Annotated in this window: 21 protein-coding genes and 1 pseudogene; 3 read left to right on the forward strand and 19 right to left on the reverse strand. The window is 74.2% G+C overall.

The features are described 5' to 3' along the window. The first annotated feature begins 45 nt into the window (after positions 1-45). A complete protein-coding gene (locus ACYVOM_RS22855; RefSeq protein ID WP_460305504.1) occupies positions 46-1,188 on the forward strand; it encodes an MFS transporter in 1,143 nt (380 codons plus the stop codon). A gap of 4 nt (positions 1,189-1,192) precedes the next feature. Here ACYVOM_RS22855 and ACYVOM_RS22860 read toward each other — a convergent pair whose 3' ends face one another. The 5 genes and pseudogenes from ACYVOM_RS22860 to ACYVOM_RS22880 all read right to left on the reverse strand — a co-directional run bounded on the left by ACYVOM_RS22860 (position 1,193) and on the right by ACYVOM_RS22880 (position 6,610). Then, positions 1,193-2,236 carry a HEAT repeat domain-containing protein gene (locus tag ACYVOM_RS22860; RefSeq protein ID WP_460305505.1) on the reverse strand — a complete coding sequence of 348 codons (1,044 nt, stop codon included), beginning with the start codon at positions 2,234-2,236 and terminating at the stop codon, positions 1,193-1,195. A gap of 286 nt (positions 2,237-2,522) precedes the next feature. After that, positions 2,523-2,699: pseudogene (locus tag ACYVOM_RS22865) on the reverse strand (GntR family transcriptional regulator); the annotation flags it as partial. Positions 2,700-2,745: 46 nt separating this feature from the next. Continuing rightward, positions 2,746-2,940, reverse strand: coding sequence for a hypothetical protein (locus ACYVOM_RS22870; protein ID WP_460305506.1), 195 nt, complete (start codon positions 2,938-2,940; stop codon positions 2,746-2,748). Positions 2,941-3,151: 211 nt separating this feature from the next. Further along, positions 3,152-5,734 (reverse strand): hypothetical protein, encoded by a 2,583-nt coding sequence (locus ACYVOM_RS22875; RefSeq protein WP_460305507.1) that lies wholly within the window; start codon positions 5,732-5,734, stop codon positions 3,152-3,154. 93 nt (positions 5,735-5,827) lie between these two features. Then, the gene (locus ACYVOM_RS22880; protein WP_460305508.1) at positions 5,828-6,610 is read right to left on the reverse strand and encodes an alpha/beta fold hydrolase; all 783 of its coding nucleotides are present in this window, start codon (positions 6,608-6,610) and stop codon (positions 5,828-5,830) included. A gap of 572 nt (positions 6,611-7,182) precedes the next feature. Here ACYVOM_RS22880 and ACYVOM_RS22885 point away from each other — a divergent pair. Both ACYVOM_RS22885 and ACYVOM_RS22890 read left to right on the forward strand, forming a co-directional pair. Beyond that, the gene (locus ACYVOM_RS22885) at positions 7,183-8,793 is read left to right on the forward strand and encodes an AMP-binding protein (RefSeq protein ID WP_460305509.1); all 1,611 of its coding nucleotides are present in this window, start codon (positions 7,183-7,185) and stop codon (positions 8,791-8,793) included. Between the two features lie 26 nt (positions 8,794-8,819). After that, complete coding sequence (locus ACYVOM_RS22890) at positions 8,820-10,385, forward strand: TY-Chap domain-containing protein (RefSeq protein ID WP_460305510.1); 1,566 nt, start codon at positions 8,820-8,822, stop codon at positions 10,383-10,385. Positions 10,386-10,461: 76 nt separating this feature from the next. Here the strand turns inward: ACYVOM_RS22890 and ACYVOM_RS22895 are convergent, their stop codons facing one another. The 14 genes from ACYVOM_RS22895 to ACYVOM_RS22960 all read right to left on the reverse strand — a co-directional run bounded on the left by ACYVOM_RS22895 (position 10,462) and on the right by ACYVOM_RS22960 (position 23,624). Further along, a complete protein-coding gene (locus ACYVOM_RS22895; protein WP_460305511.1) occupies positions 10,462-10,950 on the reverse strand; it encodes a cupin domain-containing protein in 489 nt (162 codons plus the stop codon). A 104-nt stretch (positions 10,951-11,054) separates the two neighbouring features. Next, the gene (locus ACYVOM_RS22900) at positions 11,055-11,840 is read right to left on the reverse strand and encodes an SDR family oxidoreductase (protein ID WP_460305512.1); all 786 of its coding nucleotides are present in this window, start codon (positions 11,838-11,840) and stop codon (positions 11,055-11,057) included. A gap of 44 nt (positions 11,841-11,884) precedes the next feature. Continuing rightward, entirely contained in the window at positions 11,885-13,000 is a 1,116-nt protein-coding gene (locus tag ACYVOM_RS22905) for an acyl-CoA dehydrogenase family protein (protein WP_460305513.1), read from the reverse strand. Then, on the reverse strand, positions 13,000-14,004 hold the full coding sequence (locus ACYVOM_RS22910) for an acyl-CoA dehydrogenase family protein (RefSeq protein WP_460305514.1): 1,005 nt from the start codon (positions 14,002-14,004) through the stop codon (positions 13,000-13,002). The genes ACYVOM_RS22905 and ACYVOM_RS22910 overlap by 1 nt, the downstream gene beginning before the upstream one ends. A 10-nt stretch (positions 14,005-14,014) precedes the next feature. Beyond that, positions 14,015-14,902 carry an SDR family oxidoreductase gene (locus ACYVOM_RS22915; protein WP_460305515.1) on the reverse strand — a complete coding sequence of 296 codons (888 nt, stop codon included), beginning with the start codon at positions 14,900-14,902 and terminating at the stop codon, positions 14,015-14,017. A 2-nt stretch (positions 14,903-14,904) separates the two neighbouring features. Next, positions 14,905-15,684 carry an enoyl-CoA hydratase/isomerase family protein gene (locus ACYVOM_RS22920; RefSeq protein ID WP_460305516.1) on the reverse strand — a complete coding sequence of 260 codons (780 nt, stop codon included), beginning with the start codon at positions 15,682-15,684 and terminating at the stop codon, positions 14,905-14,907. Positions 15,685-15,756: 72 nt separating this feature from the next. Continuing rightward, positions 15,757-16,230, reverse strand: coding sequence for an OsmC family protein (locus ACYVOM_RS22925; protein ID WP_460305517.1), 474 nt, complete (start codon positions 16,228-16,230; stop codon positions 15,757-15,759). Beyond that, positions 16,227-16,973: a sigma-70 family RNA polymerase sigma factor family protein gene (locus ACYVOM_RS22930; protein WP_460305518.1), complete on the reverse strand. Its 747-nt coding sequence runs from the start codon at positions 16,971-16,973 to the stop codon at positions 16,227-16,229. Before ACYVOM_RS22930 ends, ACYVOM_RS22925 begins: the two co-directional genes overlap by 4 nt. A gap of 71 nt (positions 16,974-17,044) precedes the next feature. Beyond that, positions 17,045-17,953: an RNA polymerase sigma-70 factor gene (locus ACYVOM_RS22935; RefSeq protein ID WP_460305519.1), complete on the reverse strand. Its 909-nt coding sequence runs from the start codon at positions 17,951-17,953 to the stop codon at positions 17,045-17,047. A 72-nt stretch (positions 17,954-18,025) separates the two neighbouring features. Continuing rightward, the gene (locus tag ACYVOM_RS22940) at positions 18,026-18,946 is read right to left on the reverse strand and encodes a sigma-70 family RNA polymerase sigma factor (protein WP_460305520.1); all 921 of its coding nucleotides are present in this window, start codon (positions 18,944-18,946) and stop codon (positions 18,026-18,028) included. A gap of 123 nt (positions 18,947-19,069) precedes the next feature. Further along, complete coding sequence (locus ACYVOM_RS22945) at positions 19,070-19,795, reverse strand: alpha/beta fold hydrolase (protein WP_460305521.1); 726 nt, start codon at positions 19,793-19,795, stop codon at positions 19,070-19,072. Next, the gene (locus tag ACYVOM_RS22950; protein WP_460305522.1) at positions 19,792-20,760 is read right to left on the reverse strand and encodes an alpha/beta hydrolase; all 969 of its coding nucleotides are present in this window, start codon (positions 20,758-20,760) and stop codon (positions 19,792-19,794) included. Before ACYVOM_RS22950 ends, ACYVOM_RS22945 begins: the two co-directional genes overlap by 4 nt. A 60-nt stretch (positions 20,761-20,820) precedes the next feature. Continuing rightward, positions 20,821-22,575 carry a ferritin-like domain-containing protein gene (locus tag ACYVOM_RS22955; RefSeq protein WP_460305523.1) on the reverse strand — a complete coding sequence of 585 codons (1,755 nt, stop codon included), beginning with the start codon at positions 22,573-22,575 and terminating at the stop codon, positions 20,821-20,823. After that, complete coding sequence (locus ACYVOM_RS22960) at positions 22,572-23,624, reverse strand: methyltransferase domain-containing protein (protein WP_460305524.1); 1,053 nt, start codon at positions 23,622-23,624, stop codon at positions 22,572-22,574. The genes ACYVOM_RS22955 and ACYVOM_RS22960 overlap by 4 nt, the downstream gene beginning before the upstream one ends. Positions 23,625-23,710 lie beyond the last annotated feature (86 nt).

Consider the following 23,710-nt stretch of genomic DNA (forward strand, 5'->3'; position numbering starts at 1 on the left):
GGCGTAGGGAACGGGGGGCTCACCAGAGATGGCGCCACCTGGCTGTTGTATCTGCAGGTCGGCGTCTACGCGACGATGCTGTACGGGTTGAGCGCGGCGCTGCCCATGCTGCGCGCCGAGCAGGAGACGTCCCAGGCCGTCGCCGGGCTGCACGGCACCGCGCTCGCGGTCGGGACGATCCTGTGCGGGGCGTCCCTCGGCCGGCTCACCCGGCGGTTCGGGCGGCGCAGGGTCGTGTGGGCGGGCCTCGCGGGCATGAACGCGGCGGTCCTGATGATCGCCGCGCTGCCGCTGCTCCCGGTCACCCTCGCGGGATACTGCCTCGCCAACGCCGCGGGCTCCTTCGTCCTGTATGCGGGCATGGCCGCGCTCACCGAGCACCACGGACCGGGCCGCGGCGCGGCGGCCATCAGCGAGGCCAACGCCGTCGCCGTCACCATCGGGATCGGCTCGACCTTCCTGCTCAGCATGCTCGCCCAGTCGGCCTTCGGCTGGCGGGCCGGACTGCTCGTGCCGCCGATCGCCTCCGTGGCGCTGGCGCTCGCGCTCGGCCGGCACTGGGCGCACGAGCGGCCCGCCGCGAAGACCGCGGCACGGACGGGCGGAACCGCGCTCGGCGCGCGCTTCCAGATCATGGGCATGGTGCTGCTCTGCATCGCCGCCGTCGAGTTCTGCTTCAACCTGTGGGGCGCGGAACTGTTCGCGCGGCGCACCGGACTCACCCTGGAAGCCGCCGCCACCGGGCTGACCGCGTTCACCGCGGGCCTCGCCGTCGGGAGGTTCGCCGGCGCGCGGCTCGCGCTGCGGTACTCCCCCGCCGTCCTGCTGGTCGCCGCGCTGGGCGTCACCGGGGCGGGCTGGCTGGTCTTCTGGCTGGCGACCGATCCCGTCGCCGGATACGCCGGGCTGGCGCTGTCCGGGCTGGGCGTCTCGGTGCACTTCCCGATGTGCGTGGCCATGCTCGTCGAGGCGTCCGGCGGGCGGACCGACCTCGCCAACGCGAGGGCGTCGCTCTTCGCGGGCGTCGGCGTGGGCGCGGGCCCCTTCGTCCTCGGCGCCCTCTCCGACGGCTTCGGGCCCCACCCCGCCTTCCTCATCGTCCCCTTCCTCCTGGCGCTGGCCATCGCAGGCGTCGTCTGGCAGCACCGCGTGCACGCCGCCTCCGCGACGAGCCCCGCGATGCCCTGAACGCTCAGTTCTCCAGGGCTCTGCGGGCGTAGGCCCTGACGTCGGCGTCGGAGTCGGCGAGGGCGCCGGTGAGGGCCGCGTCGCGGGCTTCGGCGGCCGGATGGGCGGCGAGCGCGATCACCGCGGCCTTGCGAACGTCCAGGTGCGGGTCCGCGAGCGCGCCGGCCAGATCCCCGCCTCGGGCGGGGGCCGCGGCGAGCGCCGCGGCGGCTCCGGCCCTGACCTCCCACGACGGATCGGCGAGCGCGTCGACGGAGATCTCGGGCGCCCCGTCATAGGCGGCGAACGCCTTCAGAGCCGCCGCGCGCACGAGCGGATCGGCGTCCGCGGCCAGGGTGCGCAGGGCCTCGCGCGCGGCGGGAGCGGCGAGCTGGCCCAGCCCGGCCGCCACAGTGATCCGCACCTCCCTTGACGGGTCCGCGGCGGCCTGCGCGACGCCCCCTGCCGCGTCCAGTGACACAAGACCGCGCACCGCCTGGAGACGGACCCGCTGGTCCTGGTCGGTGAGTGCGTCCTGGAACAGGCCGGGGTCGCCCAGGCGCAGCGCGCGCAGCACGTCCAGGCACGCGGCGCGGGCCACCGGGTCGGCGTGCGGGGCGCACAGCGCGGCGGCGAGATCCGGGCCGGGCGGGACCACCTCGACGAGCTCGCGCAGCGCGGCGGCGGCCGCGTGCCGGACCGAGGCGTGCGCGTCGTCGAGCGCCCCGGCGAGGACGGGCGCGAACCCCTCCGGGACGGTCTCGGTGAGGGTCGCGACGGCGGCGCGCCGGACCTTCGGGTCGGGGTCGGCCAGGTAGGGCGTGAAGGACGCGACGCCCGGTGCGGTCTCGGCGAGGGCGAGGAGTTCGAGGATGCGGGGCGAGCGCGCCGCCGCCGGCGCGCCCCCGCCCGCCGGGATGCGGGAGGACGGGGCGAACTCCATGGGTGCGAAGCTCTCCAGGACGGTCCGGTCGCCCTGGCTCGGCACGGTGAAGCCGTCGACCTCGACGAGGTAGTCGGCCACCGGGACGCGGACGAACTCCATCCGTCCGTCGGCAGCCCGTCGCACGTTCAGATGGGCGAACCAGGCGGCGTCGTCGCGACCGGGCAGGTCGGCGCGGTCGTTCGATGTAGACGGCCGGCCCGCCTTCGGGCAGGCCGAGGCGGGCGCTGATCGCGGCGGGCGGCGTGATGACGCCGCCCGCCCGCAGCTCGTTGACGATCTCGCCGTGTTCGCGCAGGGTCTCGTTGAGGCCGAGCAGCCGGTGCAGCCCGTGCGGGACCTTGACCGCGGTCACGAGCGTGCCGACGCCGGGCAGGCGCTCCACGAGCCCTTCGGCACGCAGGAGGTCGAGGGCGTCGCGGACGGCGTTGCGGGTCGTGCCGAACTCGGCGACGATCCGCTCCTCCTTGGGCAGCACGCCGCTCTCGAAGGCGCCGCGCTGGATCTGGCACCGAAGCAGATCCGCCACCTGCCGGGCCCGGTCCGCCCGCAACCGCCGTGCGTCATTGAGATCAAGTGCGCTGGTCACGCCGTTAACCTACCGACCAAGTAGGGAAACTTGTATAACGGCGAAGTCACGCCACCCCCGCCCCAGCGCACCCCTGCGCAAACCCCAGAAACCCGCCCACTTCCGCCACCCCGCGCACCTCGTACTCGTCCGAGCAGTTCAACCAGACGCCTTCCGGGCTGAACTCCCAGAAGTAGACCCGGAAGTCCGACGCCTTGAGCACCGGCCCCTCCGGCACGGGCGCCACCTCGAAACGCACCACCTGCCCAGTCCCGTCATCTACGGCAGGTCTCCGCTCGCCCGCGCCGACCGTAGCGTCCGCTTACGACCCTCCCACCCGAATATGCGCGCCGACTTCCGATCACGGAGGCGCCGCCGCGGGGAAGATCGCGCGCGGCCGGGCACAGGCCCGTCAGCCGCCCTCGCGACGGGGCGCGCCGTCCGCGCGCTCGTGGACGCGGGGCTCAAGACGGTCAGGGTGTGGTGAGGGCGGTGTGGAGGGCTGCGGCCTCCTTGGCGGTGCGGGAGGTGCGGGAGGGCGGGGTCCAGGTGGCGAGGGCGGGGAGGGCGGCGCGGACGCGGTGGGTCTCGGCGGTGCGGGTGGCGAGGGCGAGGAGGTCGTTGAGGCCGCGGACGGGTGGGTCGCCGGGGGACGGCAGGAGGGCCGGGACCGCCTCGGCGAACAGGGGCCACAGGGGGACCCCCGCGCGGAATGCTTCGGTGAGGGCTCCGACGATCCGGGGGAGCACGACCTGGTCGGACGCGGCGAACATCCCCAGGAGGACGCCGATGTCGGCGGCCGGAAGGGCGTCCTGGGCGGCGAAGGAGACGACGGCGTCAAGGGCTCCGGCGCGCTCCGCCGCATGCCTGGACGACAGGGCGAACAGCAGGACCGCCGCCGTCGCCCGGCCGGTGGGGCCCGTCGCGTCGGCCAGGCCGAGGGCGACGGCGCCCTGGCCGTGGCGTTCGTCGGGCCAGCGCCCGATCTGCCCGATGAGGTGCGCGGCCGTCAGCTCGCGGTGCGAGGGCAGCATCGACGGCCACCAGGAGGTCGTGGCCTGATCGCCGAACAGCCAGGGCCTGGCCTCCAGCAGCACGGACGCCTCGGGCAGCGGCTCGGGCGCTGCGGGATGCCGGACGGCCTCGGCGAAGCGCCCGCCGGGCCGCGCCGTCAAACCCGCGACACGGCGGGCGATCGCGGCGCAGAACGCGGCGTCCGGCTCCGGTGGGCCGCCGGAGGCGAGCCAGGAGCGGGCCTTCTTCGCGGCGGGTGAGCCGAGGCCGGCGAGGGCGGGCAGCGGGCCGGTGCCGTGCGGGAGCCGCAGCAGCGCCTGTGCCAGGTCCGTCGGGCCGGGCTCGGTGCCCGCCTCTTCCAAGGTGCGCAGCCGGGCGGCGAACACCTCAGGATCGAGGTGGCCCGTGGAACTCGTCGGGGTGGCGAGCAGGAGAGGGTCGCCCAGGTGCAAGGCGGCTTCCACGAAGCGCCCGCGCAGGAACGCCGCGGGCGCGGGCCGGGAGGACGGGCGCGCGGCGTTCGCGCGACGGGTCGTGAGCTCCTCGTCGAGTGAGCCGCGCGGTCTGTCCCGGACGAGCGCGTTGAAGACGATCTCGACGCCCTCCATGTGGCCGTAAGGGTCCCCGCGCAGGAGCCAGGGATGCTTCTCGGCGTGTGCGCGCGCTTCACGGAAGACTCCCCTGCCGTGCGCGACGAGCCCGGCGACCAGGCGCTCGACCTCGGCCCAGGGGGCGGCGTCGGGCTCGCGCAGGTGGGCGAGCACCTCGGGCAGGAGCGCGGCCGGTGAGGCGATCGGAGGGTCGAGCTCCCGTGGCGCCACCGGGTGCGGCGCCGGGAGAGCGTCGCGGACGGGCCCGGCCGCCCCGCCGTACGCGGCGGCGACCTTGGCGCGCAGGGCGCCGGGCAGGTGGCGAGCGGCCTCCCGGACCGCTTCTGCGGTGCGGGGATCGACCGCGCCGCGGTGGCGCACGGCGAGCCGCACGGCGCGTTCGCGCGTGTCGGCGTGGTCGATCGCGAAGGCGTCCGCGGCGGCGGAGACCGCGGCGCTCTCCCGTCCCGAGGCGGTCCTGTCGAGCCAGCCGAGGACCGATCTGAGCAGTTTGCGCTCGGGACGGAACAGCAGTGCGCCCGCGGCCTCGGCGAAAGCCTCCTCGGTGAGGCCTACCGCGGCGTCGACCGCCTTGACCTGGGCGAACGCTGCCTCGACGACGGGCGGCGCGGCGTTCGGCAGCAGCCTGAGGTAGTCGCGCAGGCGGGCTGCCGACTCCGCAGCGGTGGGCGCGAGGCGGGCGTGCAGCGTGACGTACCAGGCGATGCGCATCCCGTCGCCGCCGCGCAGCAGCCTGCGCACGCATCCTTCGAGGAGGTCCTCCCGCGGCGTGTGCGCGACGATCTGCTCGGCGAAGGCCGACGACGCGGAGGCCTCCGGGACCCGCGGGCGTGCGAACGGCGCCTGCTCGAAGAGGATCCGGCCCAGGCCGTCCTCGGCGAAGAGGACCGGCGCCAGGGTGGGGAAGAACGGGTCCGCCGAGGCGGGCTCGTCCGGCCGGAAGAGCACCCAGCCCGCGGCGAAGGCCGCCGTCGCCGGCGGTGGCTCGCCCTCCGCGCGCAGGAGGCCGGCCGCGACGTCCCACAGGATCCGGTCGGCGTCGTGGTCCTCCATCTCGGACAGGCGCAGGCGTGCCGCCAGCCGCCCGGCCAGGTCGAGCCGCCAAGGACGCGGCCGGTCTTCCAGCACGGAAAGGATCGCGTGCGCGGTGTCCTCATCGGCGTCGCGCCAGGACGGCATCCGCAGTTCCCTGCGGTTCAGCCACGCGGCCACGGCCGCCGCCCCGCCCAGGCATCCCGCCCCCGCCACCCGGAACGCCCCGGACCTGCGGTCGCCGCCCCAGGAGTCGAGGCCGAGTTCCCGCACCAGGACCGGCAGCCTCGCCCCGGCCTCTTTGCGCGCCCCCGCGTCGAGCCCGCCCACGATCGCGACCACGTCCGCCGTCCTACCCGCCCTGACCGTTCGCGCGACCCGCTCCCACACGTGGTCCACCCCCGCTCCGTCTCGGAACCGCACGCTAGTGCGCGGCACCGACAGAACCGCGGGACCCGGCGGCTCCGTGTCCGACCCGCACCGGCGCGATGCTCACCCGCCCTGGATCAGCCGGGTGAGCGTGGCGGCGAAGGCGTCGGGGGCCGCCTGGTGGGCGGTGTGGCCCTGGCCGTCGAGGAGCGTCGTGGTGAGGCGCGGGACACGGGTGAGGACGGCCTCGGCCGTGCGGGCGGTCGGCGGGCTCTCGGCGCCCACGAGGAGGTCGACGGGCATCGCCAGGTGCCGGTACCGGGCCGGGTCCGGCGGGATCTCGTGCACGGCGGCGGCCTCCTCGATGACGTGGCGGGCCATCCCGACGAGACGTCCCCAGACGCGCAGGTCGTCGCGGGTGCGCTGCGGGACGGCGACGCCGGGCATCGAGGCGAGCAGGAGGGTGAGCGCCTGTTCCAGGCGGCCTTCCTCTTCCAGCGCGGACGCCCGGGCGAGGACCTGCCGGGGAATCGAGGAGAACGCGGGCTCGTACAGCATCAGGCGGCCGATCGCGCCGGGTCGGGCGCGGACCGCCGCCTCCAAGGCGACGCGCCCGCCGTAGGAGTGCCCGAGGAGGGCGACGGGGCCGTCGAGATGGTCGATGACCGCGAGGAGGTCGGCCGCCTCGCACTCCAGATCGCGGACCCGACCGGAGTCGGAACGGCCGTAGCCCCGCCTGTCGGGCAGCACGACGCGGAAGCGGTCCCGGAGCAGGGCGGCGACCGCGCCCCATTCCAGCCCGTCGCTCATCGTGCCGTGCACCACCACCAGCGTCGCCCCAGCCCCCACGGCCAGATACGCCACCCCGATCCCGCCGGCCCCGGCGACCCGCCCGCCCTCGATCACGCCCCTGCCCGTCCCCTCTCAGCCTTGCGCATTCGGCCTGGCTGACCCTGCCCGCGACATGCCGTCGCGCGCCCCGGACACCGGCGGTCCGCCCGCGTCGCCGCGCAGAACCCGGTGGCGACCACCGGGAAGGCCGGCGGCCCCATCCTCCGAACCACCGGGGACCCTGTCAATGCGCTTCCGGGGCGAGGTGCGGGTTCTGCGGTGAGGATCATGGAATTGGGGGATGTCGGCACGGATGCGCGGGCGGGATCGTCGTGGGATGGGACGGGATGCGCGAGCGGGAAGAGGGCGGGTCCTGGGCCCTTGGCGGCGGCCCCGGCCCGGGCGGCCGCCGGGGGTTCGTCCGGGGTCGGTGCGGCCCGGGAACGCGTGACGGGCGGACGCTGGTCCGGAAGGTGCGCGATGAGGCGAGATCGGCGAGGGAGGAGGCCGGTCTGCGCCGCGTTCGGGTCCTTCATGAAGAATGGGATGATCCGCGCCGAGGGTGCCGAGTTCGGCGAGGTCGAGTGCGTCACGATGGGGACGGCATGGTCGGCTGGTGCGGAGCGAGCGCTAGGCGAGGAGTGGGCGTGGGGGCGATCGGTACGGGTGAGGGCGCGGTGGAGTTCACCAGCGCGGCGGAGATGTTCGAGGCGGCGGTGCGGCGGGGGCCGGAGGAGCCGATCGTGCGGTACTTCGACGGGGTGCTGACGCGGCGCGGGCTCGACGAGCTGTCCGACGCGTTCGCCTGCGGGCTCCTCGACGCGGGAGTGCGGCGCGGCGACCGGGTCGCGCTCCACCTCCAGAACGTGCCGCAGTTCGTGGTCGCGCTGCTCGGCGTGTGGAAGGCCGGGGCCATCGCCGTGGCGGTGAACCCGATGTGCAAGCCGCGGGAGGTGGACGGGCTGCTGCGCGACAGCGGCGCGAAGGCGGTCGTCTGCCTGGAGGGCCTGTACGCGGGCGTCAGGGAGGTCTTCGACGGGACGGTCTTCACCACCTCGGAGCTGCGGTACCAGAGCCGGGACGACCCGCGTGCCTTCGCCGGTTCGGAGCGCCTCGCCTGTCCCGGCGCGCTCGACCTGGAAGAGGTGATCGAGCGGTGCGCGGGCCGACGGCCGCCGAAGGCGCGGCTCGTGCCTGACGACGTCGCGGTGCTCACCTACACCTCCGGGACGACCGGCCCGCCCAAGGGCGCGCTGAACACCCACGGCAACATCGTCTTCACCGCCGCGGTCTACCGCGACTGGACGGGGACCGGCTCGGCCGACGTGATCCTGGGGGTGGCCCCGCTCTTCCACGTCACGGGGCTGATCGGGCACATCGCGCTCTCCCTGCTGACCGGCGCGCCCCTGGTGCTCTTCCACCGGTTCGAGCCCTCCCTGGCCGTCGACGTGATCCGCGCGTCGGGCGCGACGTTCACGGTCGGCTCGATCACCGTCTTCCGGGCGCTGATGGGCGCCGCGAACGCCGACGGCGAGGCGCTGCGCACGCTAAGGACCGTCTACTCCGGCGGGGCCCCGATCCCGCCCTCCGTCGTCGAGGAGTTCGCCGACAGGTTCGGGGCGTACATCCACAACATCTACGGCCTCACCGAGACCACGTCGCCGGCGCTGGCCGTCCCGCTGGGGTCGGCCGCGCCCGTCGACGCGGCGAGCGGGGCGCTGTCGGTCGGCGTCCCGGTCCACGGCACCGTCGTCCGGGTCGTCGGCGACGACGGCGCGGCGCTGCCCGCCGGGGAGGTCGGCGAGATCGTCGTCTCCGGGCCGCAGGTGGTGCCGGGGTACTGGGAGAAGCCCGAGGCGACCGCCGCGACCTTCCGCGACGGCGCGCTGCACACCGGCGACGTCGGCTACCGGGACGCCGAAGGCTGGTTCTACATCGTCGACCGCAAGAAGGACCAGATCAACGCGGGCGGCTACAAGGTCTGGCCCAGGGAGGTCGAGGACGTCCTCTACGAGCACGCCGCCGTGCACGAGGCCGCCGTCGTAGGCGTCCCCGACCCTTACCGGGGCGAGACGGTGCAGGCCTTCGTCAGCCTCCGCCCGGGCCGCCATGTGACGGAGGGCGAACTCATCGCCTTCTGCAAGGAGCGCCTCGCCGCCTACAAGTACCCGAGGCAGATCGCCTTCCTTCCCGAGCTGCCCAAGACCGGCAGCGGCAAGCTGCTGCGCCGCGAACTGCGGGGAATCCGACCTTCGTGATCTAGATCGCCCTAGAATTGCAGACCATGACCGACTGGGGCTCGTATTCTCGGGCGTTGAGTGAATATCTGCGGACCATGCCGCAGGACGCCGTTCTCATCCTGTACGCGCCCGGCGACCGGCATGTCAACCTCGGCCTGATCGACGGGAAGCTGATCGCGACGCTGACCGACCAGCACTGCCGGGACGAGCGGCTCAAGCTCGACGAGGCGGGCCGGAACGCGCTCCGGGAGATCGGCTGGTTCGACACGAATCCCTCCTGGGGGATGTCGATCGCGCATCCGTCGCCGGAACAGATCGCCGACATCGCCGACCGCGTCGTCCGGTCGCTGACCGACGCGTTCCGGCTGGGCGCGCCGCACGAGGTGAACGCGCGCTGCCGGATGGGCGGAGGCGGGTCCGAGGGCTGGGACGTCGACGCGTCGGCGCTGCTGTTCCCCGCGCCGGAGCCAAGCTTCGCGCAGCCGCAGGGGCACGGCGGCTACCAGGCGCCGCTCCAGCAGCCCCCCTCGCCCTTCCAGCAGCAGCCTCCGGTCCTTCCCTACCAGCAGGCAGCGCCGCCTTACGGCGCACCCCAGCAGCACACTCCCCCGCCCTATCCCCAGCCGTACCCTCCGGCCCCCGCCTATGGCACCCCGCAGTACCCGCCGCCCTACCAGGCCGCGCCGCCGCCGCAGTACCCCGCGCAGTATCCGCCGGCTCCGTCCTACCAGGGGGTGCAGCCGCCGTACCTGACGCCTCCGTACCCCGCCGCCCCCTACCCCGCCGGGCCGCCGCAGCAGGCCGCTCCCCAGTACCCGGCGGCCCCGCCGCAGTACCCGAGCACGCCGCCGCAGTACCCGAGCCCTCCCGGCCCGCCCCAGTACGCGGCCCCGCCCCCGCAGTACCCCGGCGCGCCCGCGCCGTCCCCGCAGTACTCCGGCGCGCCCGCGCCGTCCGCGCAGCCCTACCCCGCGCCGCCCGCGGCCGCCGCGCAGCAGTACCCCGCGGCTCCCGCGCCGTCCGGGGACGCCGCGACGCTCAGCACAGCAGGGCTCCAGGACGGCGGCGGCGGGATGTGGATCGATCCCGCGACGGGCGCGAAGTCGGGGCTGAAGCTCCAGGACTTCCCGCTCACCGAGCCCCACTGGCTCGACGCGCTGGACCAGGCGCGCCGCAAGCTCGCCGAGGACTACGGCCAGACCGGGTGCCTCATCGAGGCGAACGAGGCCCGGGTCGGCGGGAACCGCGGCATGGCGCAGGTCTTCAAGGTGCCCCACCCTGCGGGCAGGGGCCTCATCTTCGCCGTCTCGGTGTTCTTCGCGAAGGCGACGCAGACCGTCGTCGTCACGTACATGCAGGACGAGGGCCCGGTGACGGGCATGCGCGAGGCCATGGTGATGGCCCAGACGGGCATGTCGTTCGAGCCGCACCCGTACGCCCCCGACCTCAACGGCAAGCTCCCCGCCAACCGCGCGGACTCGCCCCAGTACGACGCCCAGTTCCCCGACCACCCCTTGACGCAGGCCCGCGCCTGGCTCCGCACCCTGGACCAGCGCCTCACCTTCAGCCCCGCCTTCACCGCCCTGCCCGACTACCGGCCCGGAACGTAGCGCGAGCGGCTCCCCGGCACGGAAGCCGGGGAGCCGCTCGGGTCAGGCCATCACACGGGTCAGGCCGGTACGCGGATCAGACCATGTACTGGTCGTGCCGCCGGCACAGGTCGGTCCATTCCTCGGCGGTGAGGTTCCGGCCGGTCTCGGCTATCTCGGCAAGTTCCTCGAAATAGCCTTCGCGGGGTGCGCCGGGCGCGAAGAGCAGAAGCATGCTGGCCGGGCCGTCGGGGTTGCGGAACGCGTGGACGCCGCCGGGCGGGACGAACAGGAACTCGCCCGGTGACGCGGTGTGCCAGGTCTCTCCGTTGTAGAGGGCGACGGTCCCGTCGAGGACGTAGAAGGCCTCGGAGATCGTCTTGTGGAAGTGGGCTCCGGGCCCTGAGGGCGCCTCGCCCATCTCCCACCGGTAGAGCCCGTACTGGCCTCCGGTGCTCGCCCCGGTGGCCAGGTAGTGGACGCCGGTCGTGCCGGCGATCGACAGGTCCGCCGCCGCGTCGGCGGCCCTGAGCACCGCGCTGACCTCACCCGTGTCCGCCGGGTACAGGGTCTCTGGATAGGACATCTCGCATCCCCTCGTCGGAGCCGGGCCGATGTCAAGGCCCGGCTTTCACCCACCTACGATCATCACGGCACCGGGAAGGTTCGGCCCGCGCCCCGGGAAGATGATCAGAGGTCGGGGATGCCCATGTCGAGCGGGGGCGCGCCGATGCCTCCGTCGACCTCGAGGACCTTGCCGGTGAGGTAGGAGCCCGCGGGCGAGGCGAGGTAGAGGACCGCCGCGGCGATGTCCTCGGGGTCGGCGATCCGGCCGAGCGGGGTGCCGGCCTCCATCGCGGTGCGCAGTTCGTCGCTGGACATGACGATGTCGAGCGCGGAGGTGGCGACGGAGCCCGCGGCGACGGCGTTGATCCGGATCTTCGGCGCCAGGTCGAGGGCGGCGAGCCGGGTGTAGTGGGCGAGCGCGGCCTTGGCGGTGCCGTAGGCGAGGTAGCCGCGCCCGGCGATCCTGCCGACGGCCGAGGAGATGTTGATGACGCTCCCCCGGGTCTCCAGCAGGTGCGGCACCGCGGCGCGGGTGAGCGCGTGCGCGGTCGACACGTTGAAGTGGAACGCGTTCTTGAGCGCCCGGTCGCTGGTGGCCGTGAAGGCGTTCGGCATGGCGCCGCCGACGTTGTTGACGACGATGTCGATCCGGCCGAACTCGGCGGCGGCGGCCTCGGCCAGCCCCGCGGCGGCGGCGAGGTCGCTGAGGTCGGCCGGGACGACGAGGGCGCGCCTGCCCAGCGCCTCGATTTCGGCCGCCACCTTGCGCAACTGCTCTTCGGTCCGGGCGGACAGGACCACGTCCGCCCCGGCCTGCGCCAGCCCCAGGGCGCTCGCCGCCCCGATGCCCCGTCCCGCTCCGGTCACCACCGCGACCTTGCCCGCCACCGAAAACCGCTCAAGGATCATGCCGCCAACCTAGGCCAAACTAGAACACGTTTCAATCGAAGGTTTCAGCGCGGCAGGCCGAGGACGCGCTGGGCGACGATGGTGCGCTGGATCTGCTGGGTGCCGCCGAAGAGGGACTGGGCGCGGGACCAGAGGTAGGCGTCCAGGACGGGGTCCTCCTCGACGAGTGCCGACGCGCCCCGGACGTTCACGATCACGTGCCCCAGGAGCTGGTCGGCCTCGGTGAGCAGGAGCTTGTCGATGGAGCCTTCGGGGCCGGGCGGGGAGCCGTCCAGGCGGGCGGACAGGGTGCGCCGAACGTGCAGTTCGAGCGTGCGCAGGGACACCCAGGCGCGCGCCACCGCGATCCGCGCGGGCCGGTCGGCCGCGACGGCGCCGGTGCGGATGTCGCGCTCCAGGAGGGTGAGCATGCGCCCGAGCCTGGCGACCCAGCCGATGTCGGCGGGGCCGCGCTCGTAGCCGAGCAGCCGCATGGCGATGGCCCAGCCCTGGCCGGGCTCCCCCAGCACGTTCTCGGCGGGGACCCGCGCGCCGTCGAAGACGACCTCGGCGAACTCCCGGGTGCCCGACGCGGTGGTGATCGCGTCGCGCGAGACGCCCGGGGCGTCGAAGGGCACGAGCAGCATCGACAGGCCGCCGTGGCCCGCGCCGCCGGTCCGGCACAGCAGCAGGCACCAGTCGGACCACATCGCCTCGCTCGTCCAGATCTTCCGCCCGGTCACCCGGTAGTCGGCGCCGTCGAGGACCGCCCTGGTGCGCACGGAGGCGAGGTCGCTGCCCGCGTCGGGCTCGCTGAAGCCCTGGCACCACCGCTCGGTGCAGGCGAGCATCCCGGGCAGGTGCCGAGCGCGCTGGGCGTCGGTGCCGAAGATCCGCAGCGCGTGGGTGAGATGGCCGATGGCGGGCGGCGGGAGGTGCCCGCCCGCGCCCAGTTCGTCGTTGAGGATCGCCTCGTGGGTGGGCGGCAGGCCGCGGCCTCCGTAGCCCTCGGGGAAGGAGAGGCCGACGTATCCGGCGGCGGCCAGTTCCCGGTGCCAGCGGTGCAGGGCGGCGGCCCGCTCGTCGGGATCGCGGGGCAGGTCGGCAGGCTCGCGCGCGGCCAGCCAGGCGCGCAGTTCGGCGCGGAACGCGGCTTCGCCCGGGGTGTCGTGGAAGTCCATCAGCCCGCCAGGCGGTGGTCGGCGATGGCGGCGTACTGGGCGTTCTCGTCGCCGAGCAGGGCCCGCGAGAGCAGGACCCGGCGCAACCGGACGTGGCCGGGGTGCTCGCGGGTGAGGGCGATGCCTCCGAGCATCTGCACGGCGGTCTCCGCGACCTCAAGGGCCGCCTCCGAGCAGTAGGCCTTGGCCTGGCGGGCGGCCAGGAGCGCCTCGGCGGGCGGCAGGCGCGTCGCGGCCCAGGCGGCGTGCCACATCGCGGCGCGCGAGCCCTCGGTGCGGGTCGCGGCGTGCGCGGCCATGTGCTGGACCGCCTGGAACGACCCGACGGGCACCCCGAACTGCTCCCTCCTCGCGACGTGCGCGACCGCCTCGTCGAGGGCCTGCCGCATCGTCCCGAGCAGATCGGCGGACAGGACGGCCAGGGCCGTCGCCTGGACGCGCACCGCGTCCGCCTCGGTGATCGGACGGCCCAGCGGCAGGCCGAGGTCGATCTCGGCGGCGTCCGGGGCGACCGGGCGCAGGGTCCGGGTGAGGTCGGCTCCGCGCGTCGGCGGGCCGAGGGCCACCGCGCGCAGGTCGCCGTCCGCTCCGCTCAGCAGCCCGGCGACCGCGCCCCGGGCGTCGACGGCGATCCCGGCTTCCCCGGCGACGGCGGGCGCCGACAGGTCGGGCCGCAGCACCGGCGCGAGCCGCAGCCCGCCCCGGTTGACGGCCAGGAGCGCCGCGTCGGCGCCCGCCGCGGTGAGCAGGGCGGCGCTCCACGAGGCCGCCAGGTACGGCGCGGGCGACAGCGCGGCGGCGAGCTGTTCGGCGACCAGGGCGGTCTCGACGGCTCCGGCCCCGCCTCCCCCGCACGCCTCGGGCGTGTGCAGGCCGAGGAGGCCGGTCTCGGCGAGGTCCGCCCAGGCCCGCGCGTCGTCGTCCGGGCCCGGCTCCCGGGTGTGCCCGGCCGCCAGCCGTCCGGCGACCTCGCGCAGCATCCGCTGCTCCTCGGTGAGGCGCACGTCCACGGGTCTAGGTCGCCTGGAACGGGCCGCGGCCCATCTGGTCGCGGACGGGCACGACGGGCGGATTGGTGAGGCTGCGCCGCTGCCAGTTCGCGCCGTCCACCACGAGGGTGTGACCGGAGACGAACCGCGCGTACGGGGAGGCGAGGAAGGTCGCGGCCCAGCCGAGTTCGCGCAGCCGGCCGACGCGCAGCGCGGGCTGGCAGGCGTCCTTGGCGCTCGTCCTGTCGAGGTTGCCCCTGATGTCGGCGGTCATGTCCTCGTGCGGGAACATGCCCGGCACCAGGCCGTTGACCTGGATGCCGTACGGGCCCCATTCGACGGCGAGGGTCTCCACGAGGTTCTTCACGCCGGCCTTGGCGGCGGCGCTGTGCGCGAACCCGGGGCCGCCGGTCCAGGCGTAGGACGCGCCCACGTTGACGATCGAGCCGGGCGTCCCGGCCTCCAGATGGCGGCGGGCGAACTCGCGGGCGCAGAAGAACGTCCCGTTCAGGGTGATGTCCACGACCGTGCGCCACGCGTTGGGCGACATGTCCTCGGCGGGGACGGGGAAGTTGGCCGCCGCGTTGTTGACGAGCACGCCCGCGAGCCCGAACGCCTCGGTCGCCGCGTCGAAGGCCGCCGCGATCCGCTCGGGGTCGCGGATGTCGCAGGGGACAGCGAGCACCCGCCCGCCGAGGGCGCGGAGCGCCTCCGCGCCCTGGTCCAGGTGCTCCTGCTTGCGGCTGGCGATGACGAGGTCGGCGCCCAGCCGCGCGAACTCGGCGGCGATCGCGCGGCCCAGCCCGGTGCCGCCGCCGGTGACGAACACGCTCGTGCCCTCGAAGGTGCCCGGCGGCAGCGCGCTGGCTCCGGCGGGAGGGGGCTCGGGCAGGCCCTGCGGGGTCTCGGTCATGGTCAGCTCCCGGTGTAGTGCGGCGGACGGTTCTCGGCACGGGCCCTGCGCATCTCGGCCAGGTCGTGGGACGTGCTGAGGAACGTCTGGGCGATGAGCTCCTCGGCCATCGACGCCCTGACCTGCGGCTCGGCCAGGTGGGCGAGGGTGCGGCGGGCCATGTTCACCGTCGCCTTGGGCGCGGCGGCGATCTTCTCGGCCATCTCGCGCACGACGGCGTCGAGTTCGGCCTCGGGGACGACCCGGGAGACGACGCCGTGGCCGAGCGCCTCGGCGGCGGGCATGACGCGTCCGGTGAGCACCATGTCGGCGGCCACCCCGTGCCCGCAGATCTGGAACAGCCGGGCCGTCCCGCCGGTGTCGGGGACGACCCCGTGGCCGACTTCGGGCAGCATCATCCGCGCGCCCTCGGCCGCCACGCGGAGGTCGCAGAGCAGCGCCCGTTGGAACGAAGCGCCGATCGACCAGCCCTTCATCGCGACGATGACCGGTGCCTCCAGCTCGAAGAGCCGCTGGATGCCGCGGTGGCCGCGTTTCATCAGCTCGTGGTGGGTCAGGGCGACCCCGCCGCCGCCGATCGCCGCGACGTCCCGGCCCGAGGAGAAGGACTTGCCTTCGCCCCGCCAGATGACGGCCCGGATTCCGGGGTCGCCGCCGAGTTCCGCCAGGATCGCGAAGAGCCTCGCGTCCATCTCGTCGTCGAACGCGTTGTGCTTGGCCGGGTTGTCATTGGTGATCGTGGCGATGGGTCCGTCGACGTCCAGCCGCACCCGCTCGGTCACAGCGACCTCCTATTGAATACTTTATACAAATAGGAGTTCTAACATCACGTGCCGCGTCCCGCAACCGCACCGTCAGGGGGCGTCGGGGGCGAGGACGACGGTCGTGGGGATGCCGTGCTCCGCGAGCTTCGCGTAGGGGCAGCGCGCGACCGCCCGGGCGAGGAGGCGGGCCGCCGCGTCGCGGGCGACACCCGGCCAGGCGACCTCGACGGACGCCCGGAGGACGTGGCCGGGGGCGGACGGGTCCGGGCCCACGGCGACGGTCGCCTCGACCGTGATCGGGGCGGGGTCGAGCAGGTGGCCGCGGGCGAGCAGGGCGAGTTCGGCGTGCAGGGAGGCGGCGAAAGCCGCCGCGAGGAGCTGCTCGGGGTTCGGGCCCGCGGCGTCGCCGCCCAGTTCGGCGGGCATGCGCAGGTCGAAGGCGAGCGTCCCGTCGGCGGAGCGTGCTTCGCCGCTCGCGCGGCCGTGCGCGAGATCGCCGCCGCCCACCGCGACGCGGGCCGTGTGCAGCGTCCGGAACCCGGCGTCCCCTGGCGGATCGCTCAAGTCCCCGTCTCCTCTCGCGGGACGGCGCGCTGCCAGTGCCGCAGCTTGTCCGGGTTCAGCATGATCCATACGGCGATGACGGTGTCGCCCGCGACGCTGGCGCTGACCACCGCCACGGTCCGGTCCGCCGCGCGCAGCACCACGCCCGCCCGGCCGTTGACGGAACCGACGGAGGCCGCGGGCCTCGGTTCCCCGGCCAGCAGTTCGGTGACGAACCCCGCCACCGCCGCCGCTCCCCGGACCGGTTCGACCGCCGCACGCACCTTGCCGCCGCCGTCGGTCACCGCGATCGCGTCCTCGGCGAGGAGCCTGCGCACAGCCGCCGCGTCCCCCACGGCGCAGGCCCCGGCGAACCTGCGCACGGCGGCGTCGTGCCCGGCGAGCAGGCGCGGGTCGGTGTGCTCCCGCTGGGGGTTGCACCGCAGCCACTCGGCGACGGGATCGGGGCCGGGCGGGCGCGGCGGCGCCGGATCGTCGGGGAGGACCGGCGGCACGCCGCCCGGGGCGGTCGCGGCGAGCAGGTCGAGGCAGATGCCTCCGGCGGTCCTGGCGAGCCAGGCCCGGGGCGCCGCGATGCCCGCGCGGTCCCGTGCGGCGAGCGCGTACCAGCGCCGGTAGGTCGCCTGGACGATCTCGTCGGCCGCCGCCGGGTCGAACATCCAGGTGGCGATCTCCAGCAGGTGCCGCCGCTCGTCGAGCATCTCCGCGAGCGAGAGCGTTCCTGCCGTCGGACTCGTGGGCACGTCGTTCTCCTTCGTTCGCCCACTATGACCGGGCACCCTGTCGCGGTGTGACCCACCGCAGGTGAGCGGGCTCATACGGCGGCCGAGGCCGCGCTGATCTTGGCAGGGTCGACCATCCACAGGATTCGGTCGATGCCTTGGGCCGAGGCGCCGACGGCCAGGACCGTCACCACCGCGCCGTCGTGCCGCAGCAGCGCGGCGAGTTCCCCGTTCACCTCACCCCAGCCGACGTCGAGATTCTGCCACTTGCGCCGGGCGACCACCTCGGTGAACCTGGCCACGCGGGCCGCGCCGATGACGGGCACCCGGGCCGCGTGGAAGCCGCCGCCTCCGTCGGAGTAGCTGACGACGTCGGCGGCGAGCAGCTTCTCCAGGCCCGCGAGGTCCCCGGCCCGCGCGGCGGCGACGAAGGCGGTGAGCAGGGCCCGGTGTTCGGCGTCGGGCACCGGGGCCCTGCGCTCGGACCACAGGTGCCTGCGGGCCCTGCTGACGAGCTTTCTGGCCGTGGCCGGGTTCACCCGGACGATCTCGGCGATCTGTGGATACGGGTACTCGAAGGCCTCCCGCAGGACGAACGCGGCCCGCTCGGTGGGCGTCAGGCGCTCCAGGACCAGCAGGACCGCCAGGCTGAGCGCCTCGCCGCGCTCCGCGCCGAGGAACGGATCGGCGGCGGTGTCGACGGGTTCGGGCAGCCAGGGCCCGACATAGGACTCCCGGCGGACCCGCGCCGACTGCAGGACGTTGATCGCGAGCCTGGTCGTCGCCGTGGTCAGGAAGGCGGCGGGGCTGGCCACGGACCCGCGGTCGTAGGCCTGCCAGCGCAGCCACACGTCCTGGATCACGTCCTCGGCCTCGCCTGCGCTGCCGAGCATCCGGTAGGCGATGCCGAACAGGCGCGGCCGTGCGGCGGTGAAGACCGCCGCGGCCTCGTCGAGATCCTCCGGTCCGCCGCTCCCGCGCGGCCGTCCGGCCTCCGCCATGTGATCGTCTCCCTCGTCGCGTCGGTCAAGGAATGACCGGACAGCACCGCGATCTGTGACGGGGTCGCCGGCTCAGGCCGTCCAGGGCTCCCGCGGGCTGGTGCGCAGGAACCTGTCGATCTTCGGCCCCACGTACCACAGGAGCTGGTGGACGCCCAGGTGTGAGGCCTCGAAGGTGAAGAGCACAAGGTCGCGCCCGGGCCGGTCGATGAGCGCGCCCGCGCGGCCGTTGACCTCGACCAGCTCGATCTTCGAGCGCTTCAGGATCGGGCCCTCCATGCCGGCGACGAACCTGGCCACCCGGTCGGCGCCCAGCAGCGGGAAGCGGGCCGCGCCCCTGCGCCCGTCGCCGTCGGTGCGGCTGGCGATGTCGGCGGCGAACAGGCTCTTGAGCGCGCCGACGTCGCCGTCGTGGGCCGCCGCGAGGAAGGCCAGGGTGAGGCGGCGGTGCGCGCCGGCGTCGATCGCCGCGTGCCGCTCGGCGGCCAGACGGGTGCGGGCGCGCCGGACGAGTTGGCGGGCGTTCTCCGGCGTCAGCTCCAGGATCTCGGCGATCTGCTCGTAGGGGTGGTCGAACGCCTCGCGGAGGATGTAGGCGGCGCGCTGGGTCGGGGTCAGCCTCTCCAGCAGCAGGAGCAGGGCGAGTTCGAGCGCCTCGCCGCGCTCGGCGCCGAGGGCCGGGTCGGCGCTGGTGTCGACGGGTTCGGGCAGCCACGGGCCGACGTAGGTCTCGCGGCGCGCTTTGGCGGCCCGCAGGGCGTTGAGGGACAGCCGGGTGGCGATCATCGCGAGGAACGCGGGCGGGTTGTCGACGGCGGACCGCTCGCAGTCCTGCCAGCGCAGCCAGACCTCCTGGACGACGTCGTCGGCTTCCGCGGCGCCGCCGAGCACCCGGTAGGCGATGCCGAAGAGGCGCGGTCGTAGCTCGACGAACGTGGAGGCCGCTTCGTCGAGGGAGCCGTCGGGCTCCGCGCCTTCTGTCCGCTTGCTCACCAGGGGCACCTTCGCTGTGGGGGATCGGTCCGCGAACCGATGCGCGCCGCGCGGATCGGATCCGCGCGGCGCCCGCCTTCTTCTGCCTACTCGGACTTTGTCCGATATGACGGCTTCGTCAGGCTATCGGCTTTCGCCCGCCGCCTCCAAGATCATGGCGACGATCGCGTCCGGCTGGGACGTGCCGACCGCGTGGGAGGCCCCCGCGACCTCGCGGACGCCCTTGGCGGAGGCCCGCTCGGCCATGAAGCGCAGCACCGCGGCCGGGATGTTGAGATCCTTCTCACCGTGCACGAACCACGACGGGATCGTGCGCCACGCCGGCTCGGTGGTGCTCAGGCCGTCGGTCAGGGCCCGCTCGGTCACCGGACGCTGGGTGGCGGACATCAGCCCGGCCTCCTCGGCGCCCAGGTCGGCGCAGAACTGGTGGTGGAACTTGGCCGGGTCGATGCGGAACTCGTCGCCGCCGACGGAGAGCGGGTAGGCGACCAGCGCCCCGCCGAGGGTGCTGCCGGGGAACTTGTCGGACAGCGCGAACGCGCTCTCCCCGGTCTCGGGCGCGAACGCGCCGACGTACACCAGCGACCGGACGGGGGCGAGACCCGCCGCGGCCTCGGTGATCACCACGCCGCCGTAGGAGTGGCCGACGAGGACGACCGGACGGCCGAGCCCGTTGATCACGTCGCGCACGTAGGCGGCGTCGCCGGCCAGGTCGCGCAGCGGGTTCGCCACCGCGACCGACTGGTATCCGCGCTCGTGCAGGAGCCGGATGACGCCGTTCCAGCTCGCCGACTCGGCGAAGGCGCCGTGGACGAGGACGATGACGGGCTTGTCTTCGGGGGTGCTCACGCGTGGTCCTTTCCGGAGTGCAGGGCGCTCTTCAGGACGTCGATCGCCTGGGCGACCGCGCCGCGCACGGCCTGGGTGCCGCTGAGCGGGTTGAGCATCATGAAGTCGTGCAGCGTGCCGTTGTAGCGAACGCTCGTGGTCGGGACCCCGGCCTCGGTGAGGCGGCGGGCGTAGGCCTCGCCCTCGTCGCGCAGCACGTCGTTCTCGTCGACGATGAGGAACGCCGGCGGCAGCCCCTCCAGCTCGTCGAGGGTGGCGCGCAGCGGGGACGCGGTGATCTCGGCCCGCTGGGCGGGGTCGGTGGTGTAGGCGTCCCAGAACCAGGCCATGGCCTTGGCGGTCAGGTAGGGGCCGTCGGCGAACTCGCGGTAGCTGTCGGTGTCCTGCCCCGCGTCGGTCACGGGGTAGTACATCGACTGGTGCACGAACTTCACGTCGCCGCGCCGCTTGGCCATCAGGGTGAGGGCCGCGGTCATGGCGCCGCCGACGGAGTCGCCCGCGATCGCCATCCGGGAGACGTCGAGGTTGCCCTTGGCGCCGTTGGCGGTGAGGAACCGCGCGGCGGCGTAGGCCTGCTCGATCGCGACCGGGTACTTGGCCTCGGGCGAGCGGTCGTACTCCACGAACGCGACGGCGGTGTGCGCGCCGACGGCCAGCTCGCGGACGAGCCGGTCGTGGGTGCCGGCATTGCCGATGACCCAGCCGCCGCCGTGCACGTACAGCACGACCGGCAGGACCTCGTCGGCCGTCCCCTTCGGCTTGACGATGCGGACCTTCACCTCGCCGACCTCGGCCGGGACGGTGAGCCACTTGTCGTCGACGTCGAGCAGGGTGACGCCGGCGTTCGCCTGGAGGTCGTCCAGGACCTTGCGGGCGCCCTCCGCGCCCAGCTCGTAGAGGAACGGGGGCTTGGAGGTCGCGTCGGCGAGCTCCTGCGCCGCCGGCTCCAAGATGTGCTTGCCCATTGCGGTGTTTCCTTCCGTCATGGCCGGGACTCCGATGGCCCGGCCCGATACGCCGACCGGCTACTCGTGGAAGCCGATCATCCGGTGGGTTCCGTCGCAGAGAGGTTTGTTGGAGGAGTGGCCGCACCGGCACAGGGTCATCCGGTTGCGGGTCTCCAGGGGCTGTCCGTCCGACCGCCGCACCTGTACGCCTCCGGTGACCCAGAGCGCGCTGCCCAGGCCGTCCTCTTCTTCGAGGACGGAGATGGCCTCTGGGGCGTCGACCTCGACGGTCTCGCCGCCGCGTTCCAGGGCGAAGGTGTAGGAGCCGGACGGGCAGTGGTCGACGCGGCTCATGATGTTCGCGCGCATGTCCGGGTCGTCGGTGTCGTCGAGCATCTTGGCGATCGGCCGGGTGTGCCCGATGCAGAAGGCCGCGTGGATGCAGAGTTCGCCGACGCGCTGGAGGGAGACGCCGATCCCGTCGTGGACGTGCTGCAGGTCCTTGTACGGGGTGGTGATCGCGTTCTCGGAGCCGTCGAAGGCGACGACGGCGTGGGTGCCGTCGCAGAAGGGCTTGGACGAGGAGCGGCCGCAGCGGCAGAGCGCGTAGGTCTCCTCGGTCTCCAGGTCCTCGCCCGTCCTCCAGGTGAGGGCGTCCTTGTTCTCCGGACTGACGATCTTGGTCTTGCGGCGGAGCGGGACCTTGCCGTAGACGAGGTAGGGCCCGTCGGGCAGGACCGTGATCCTGCGGTGGTCGGTCTGGCTCCAGCCGCGCTGCTCCGGCGGGACGTAGTCGAACGTCGGGCCCGCCGTCAGGCCGTCGCCGTCGGGCATCCGCATCAGCGCCTCGGCCTGCTCCTGGAGCCCGTACATGGTGCCGGTCGCGACGGCCAGGAGCCTGGGGCTGCCGTTGAAGGCCTGCTCCAGCAGGTGCAGGAGGCCCGAGTACGCGTGGTTGAACTCCTCCTGGGCGTCCCGGATCGGGTGGCCGGGCTCGTGGTCGTCCAGGCGCGGGTCGCGCCGCATCCGGTGCACGCCCGCGGGATCCACCCGGATCGGATCGCCGGTCGGGCCGGACGCGGGGGTGTCGCCGCGCCGGTAGCGGCGGCCGACCTTGAGCTCGTGGAAGCGGTAGTAGTGCGCGACCTCGTCCCGCTCGGGGTGGTGGACGTCGCGGTCGCCGTCCCAGACCTCGTCGCGGAGCAGGCCCTCGCCCTGCTCGACGATCTCGGCGAGGGCGGTCAGCGCCGACGCGAGATCCGTGACCGCGACGATCCGTCCCGCGGTGTGCCGGAAGTGGCGGTTCTGCACCTGGCGTTCCGGATCGCCGGCGAAGACCGCCTCCTCGCCGAGTCCGGCGCACAGGTCCTTCAGGCCGTCCTCGATCGCGGCGTAGAACTGGCCGATCGTCGTGTAGCCCTCGGGCTGGGCCGGGGAGTCGACGGGCGCGGGCTGCTCCAGGCGGAGGAACATGTCGAGCGCGTCCGGGCCGAACGGGAGCAGCGACAGCTCCAGCGACGGGTCGCCGTGCGGCAGCCGGCGGGGGTGCCGCGGCAGCATCCGGGGCGTGTCCAGCAGCGGGCTGCCGCCGACCGCGTTCAGCAGGTTCGCGGCGAGGGCCAGGTGGAGCATCTCCTCGACGAAGACGCCCGCGACGAGCTGGGCGGCCTCGGGGTTGCGCTCGGGGTCCAGCGAGTAGAGCGCGCACAGGTACGGCGGCAGCGTCGCGTGTTCCAGCTCGATCGCCCACTGGAGGTGCTCGCGCAGGTCGTCGAGACCGTTGATGCGCCTGGCCTGCGCGGGCGCGGAGAGCTGCTGTACGGGGACGTTCACGGGAGTCTCGTTTCACCGGTCGAAGGGTCGGGGTGCGCCGGGGGGTCCGCCGGCTCGGGCGCGTGCTTCAGCTCCCGGACCGCGCCGAGGAGGCTGCGCAGCTCGACCTCGTAGGCCTGCTCCTCGGCCGGGTCGAACAGCCACCGCTCGGGCGGCTGCGTCACGGCCTCCTGCGCGTGGCTCGCCCGCGCCTCGCGCAGTTCCACCTCGACCTCGATCTCGAGATCGAACCCGACCTCGTCGTCGCCGGGCTGCGTGCTCATCTGTCCTCCTCGGGGGGTCGGGTCGGGCGCCGCCCGGCGCCGGACCGCGTGGATCAGCTGCATAGAGGCCTGTCCGGACGCGAACAGGCGGGTGAAGCTCGCGCTCTGGTCGGCCGCCAGCGCGTAGGCGCGCTCGGCCCGGTGCCGGAGCGCGACCACCGCGGCGACCCGCTCGGCGCGCCGCGACCACGACAGCGGCACGTCGCCCGGCCGCTCGGTCTGCTCGACGAGCTCGAAGCCCGTCCGGCCGAGCACCGCGGCGAGTTCGGCTTGCGTGGGGAAGTGGTTGCCTTCGGGCACCGGGGAGATCCACGGGTCCCGGGCGACCACCACCAGCAGCCCCAGCGAGGCGCCGGGCTTCAGCACCCGGTGGATCTCGCGGAGCAGCGCGGTCTTGTCCTGGACGGTGTCCAGCACGCCCAGGCACCAGGCCGCGTCGATCGACTCCGGCGGCAGCGGCATGTCGCGGCCGTCGGCGTTGATGACGGGCAGCCCGAACAGGCGGGAGGCGGCCCGGCACGCGGCGGGCATCGGCTCCACCAGGATCGGCCGGACGCCGAACCGGCGGGCGGCCCAGGCCGCGGGGCCGCCCGCGCCCGCGCCCACGTCGAGCAGCACGGTGCCGGGCGACAGCTCGCAGGCCTCGGCGAGCCAGGCGAGCGCGGCGGGGTTCGCGCTGCCGCGGCAGGCCGCCGGGATCGCGTAGTGCTCCCCCAGCTGCGCGACCGCGTCGGCGGTCCAGCCCGCCACGTCGTCGAACTCGGCTTCCATCGCCATCGCGGTCATGCGGGCCTTCCTCCGGTCTCCGGCGCCGCTTCGTCTGCGGGCCGCGGGGTTGCGGTAGAGGTGGGTCTCAGGAGGGGTAGGGGACG

This window comes from Actinocorallia aurea (assembly GCF_054783995.1).

Coding starts and splice junctions, on each gene's coding strand:
- ACYVOM_RS22895 (WP_460305511.1), bottom strand. CDS start 10,950: ATGTCCTATCCAGAGACCCTGTACCCGGCGGACACGGGTGAGGTCAGC.
- ACYVOM_RS22905 (WP_460305513.1), bottom strand. CDS start 13,000: ATGGACTTCCACGACACCCCGGGCGAAGCCGCGTTCCGCGCCGAACTG.
- ACYVOM_RS22915 (WP_460305515.1), bottom strand. CDS start 14,902: ATGACCGAGACCCCGCAGGGCCTGCCCGAGCCCCCTCCCGCCGGAGCC.
- ACYVOM_RS22960 (WP_460305524.1), bottom strand. CDS start 23,624: ATGACCGCGATGGCGATGGAAGCCGAGTTCGACGACGTGGCGGGCTGG.
- ACYVOM_RS22890 (WP_460305510.1), top strand. CDS start 8,820: ATGACCGACTGGGGCTCGTATTCTCGGGCGTTGAGTGAATATCTGCGG.
- ACYVOM_RS22900 (WP_460305512.1), bottom strand. CDS start 11,840: ATGATCCTTGAGCGGTTTTCGGTGGCGGGCAAGGTCGCGGTGGTGACC.
- ACYVOM_RS22935 (WP_460305519.1), bottom strand. CDS start 17,953: ATGGCGGAGGCCGGACGGCCGCGCGGGAGCGGCGGACCGGAGGATCTC.
- ACYVOM_RS22950 (WP_460305522.1), bottom strand. CDS start 20,760: ATGGGCAAGCACATCTTGGAGCCGGCGGCGCAGGAGCTCGCCGACGCG.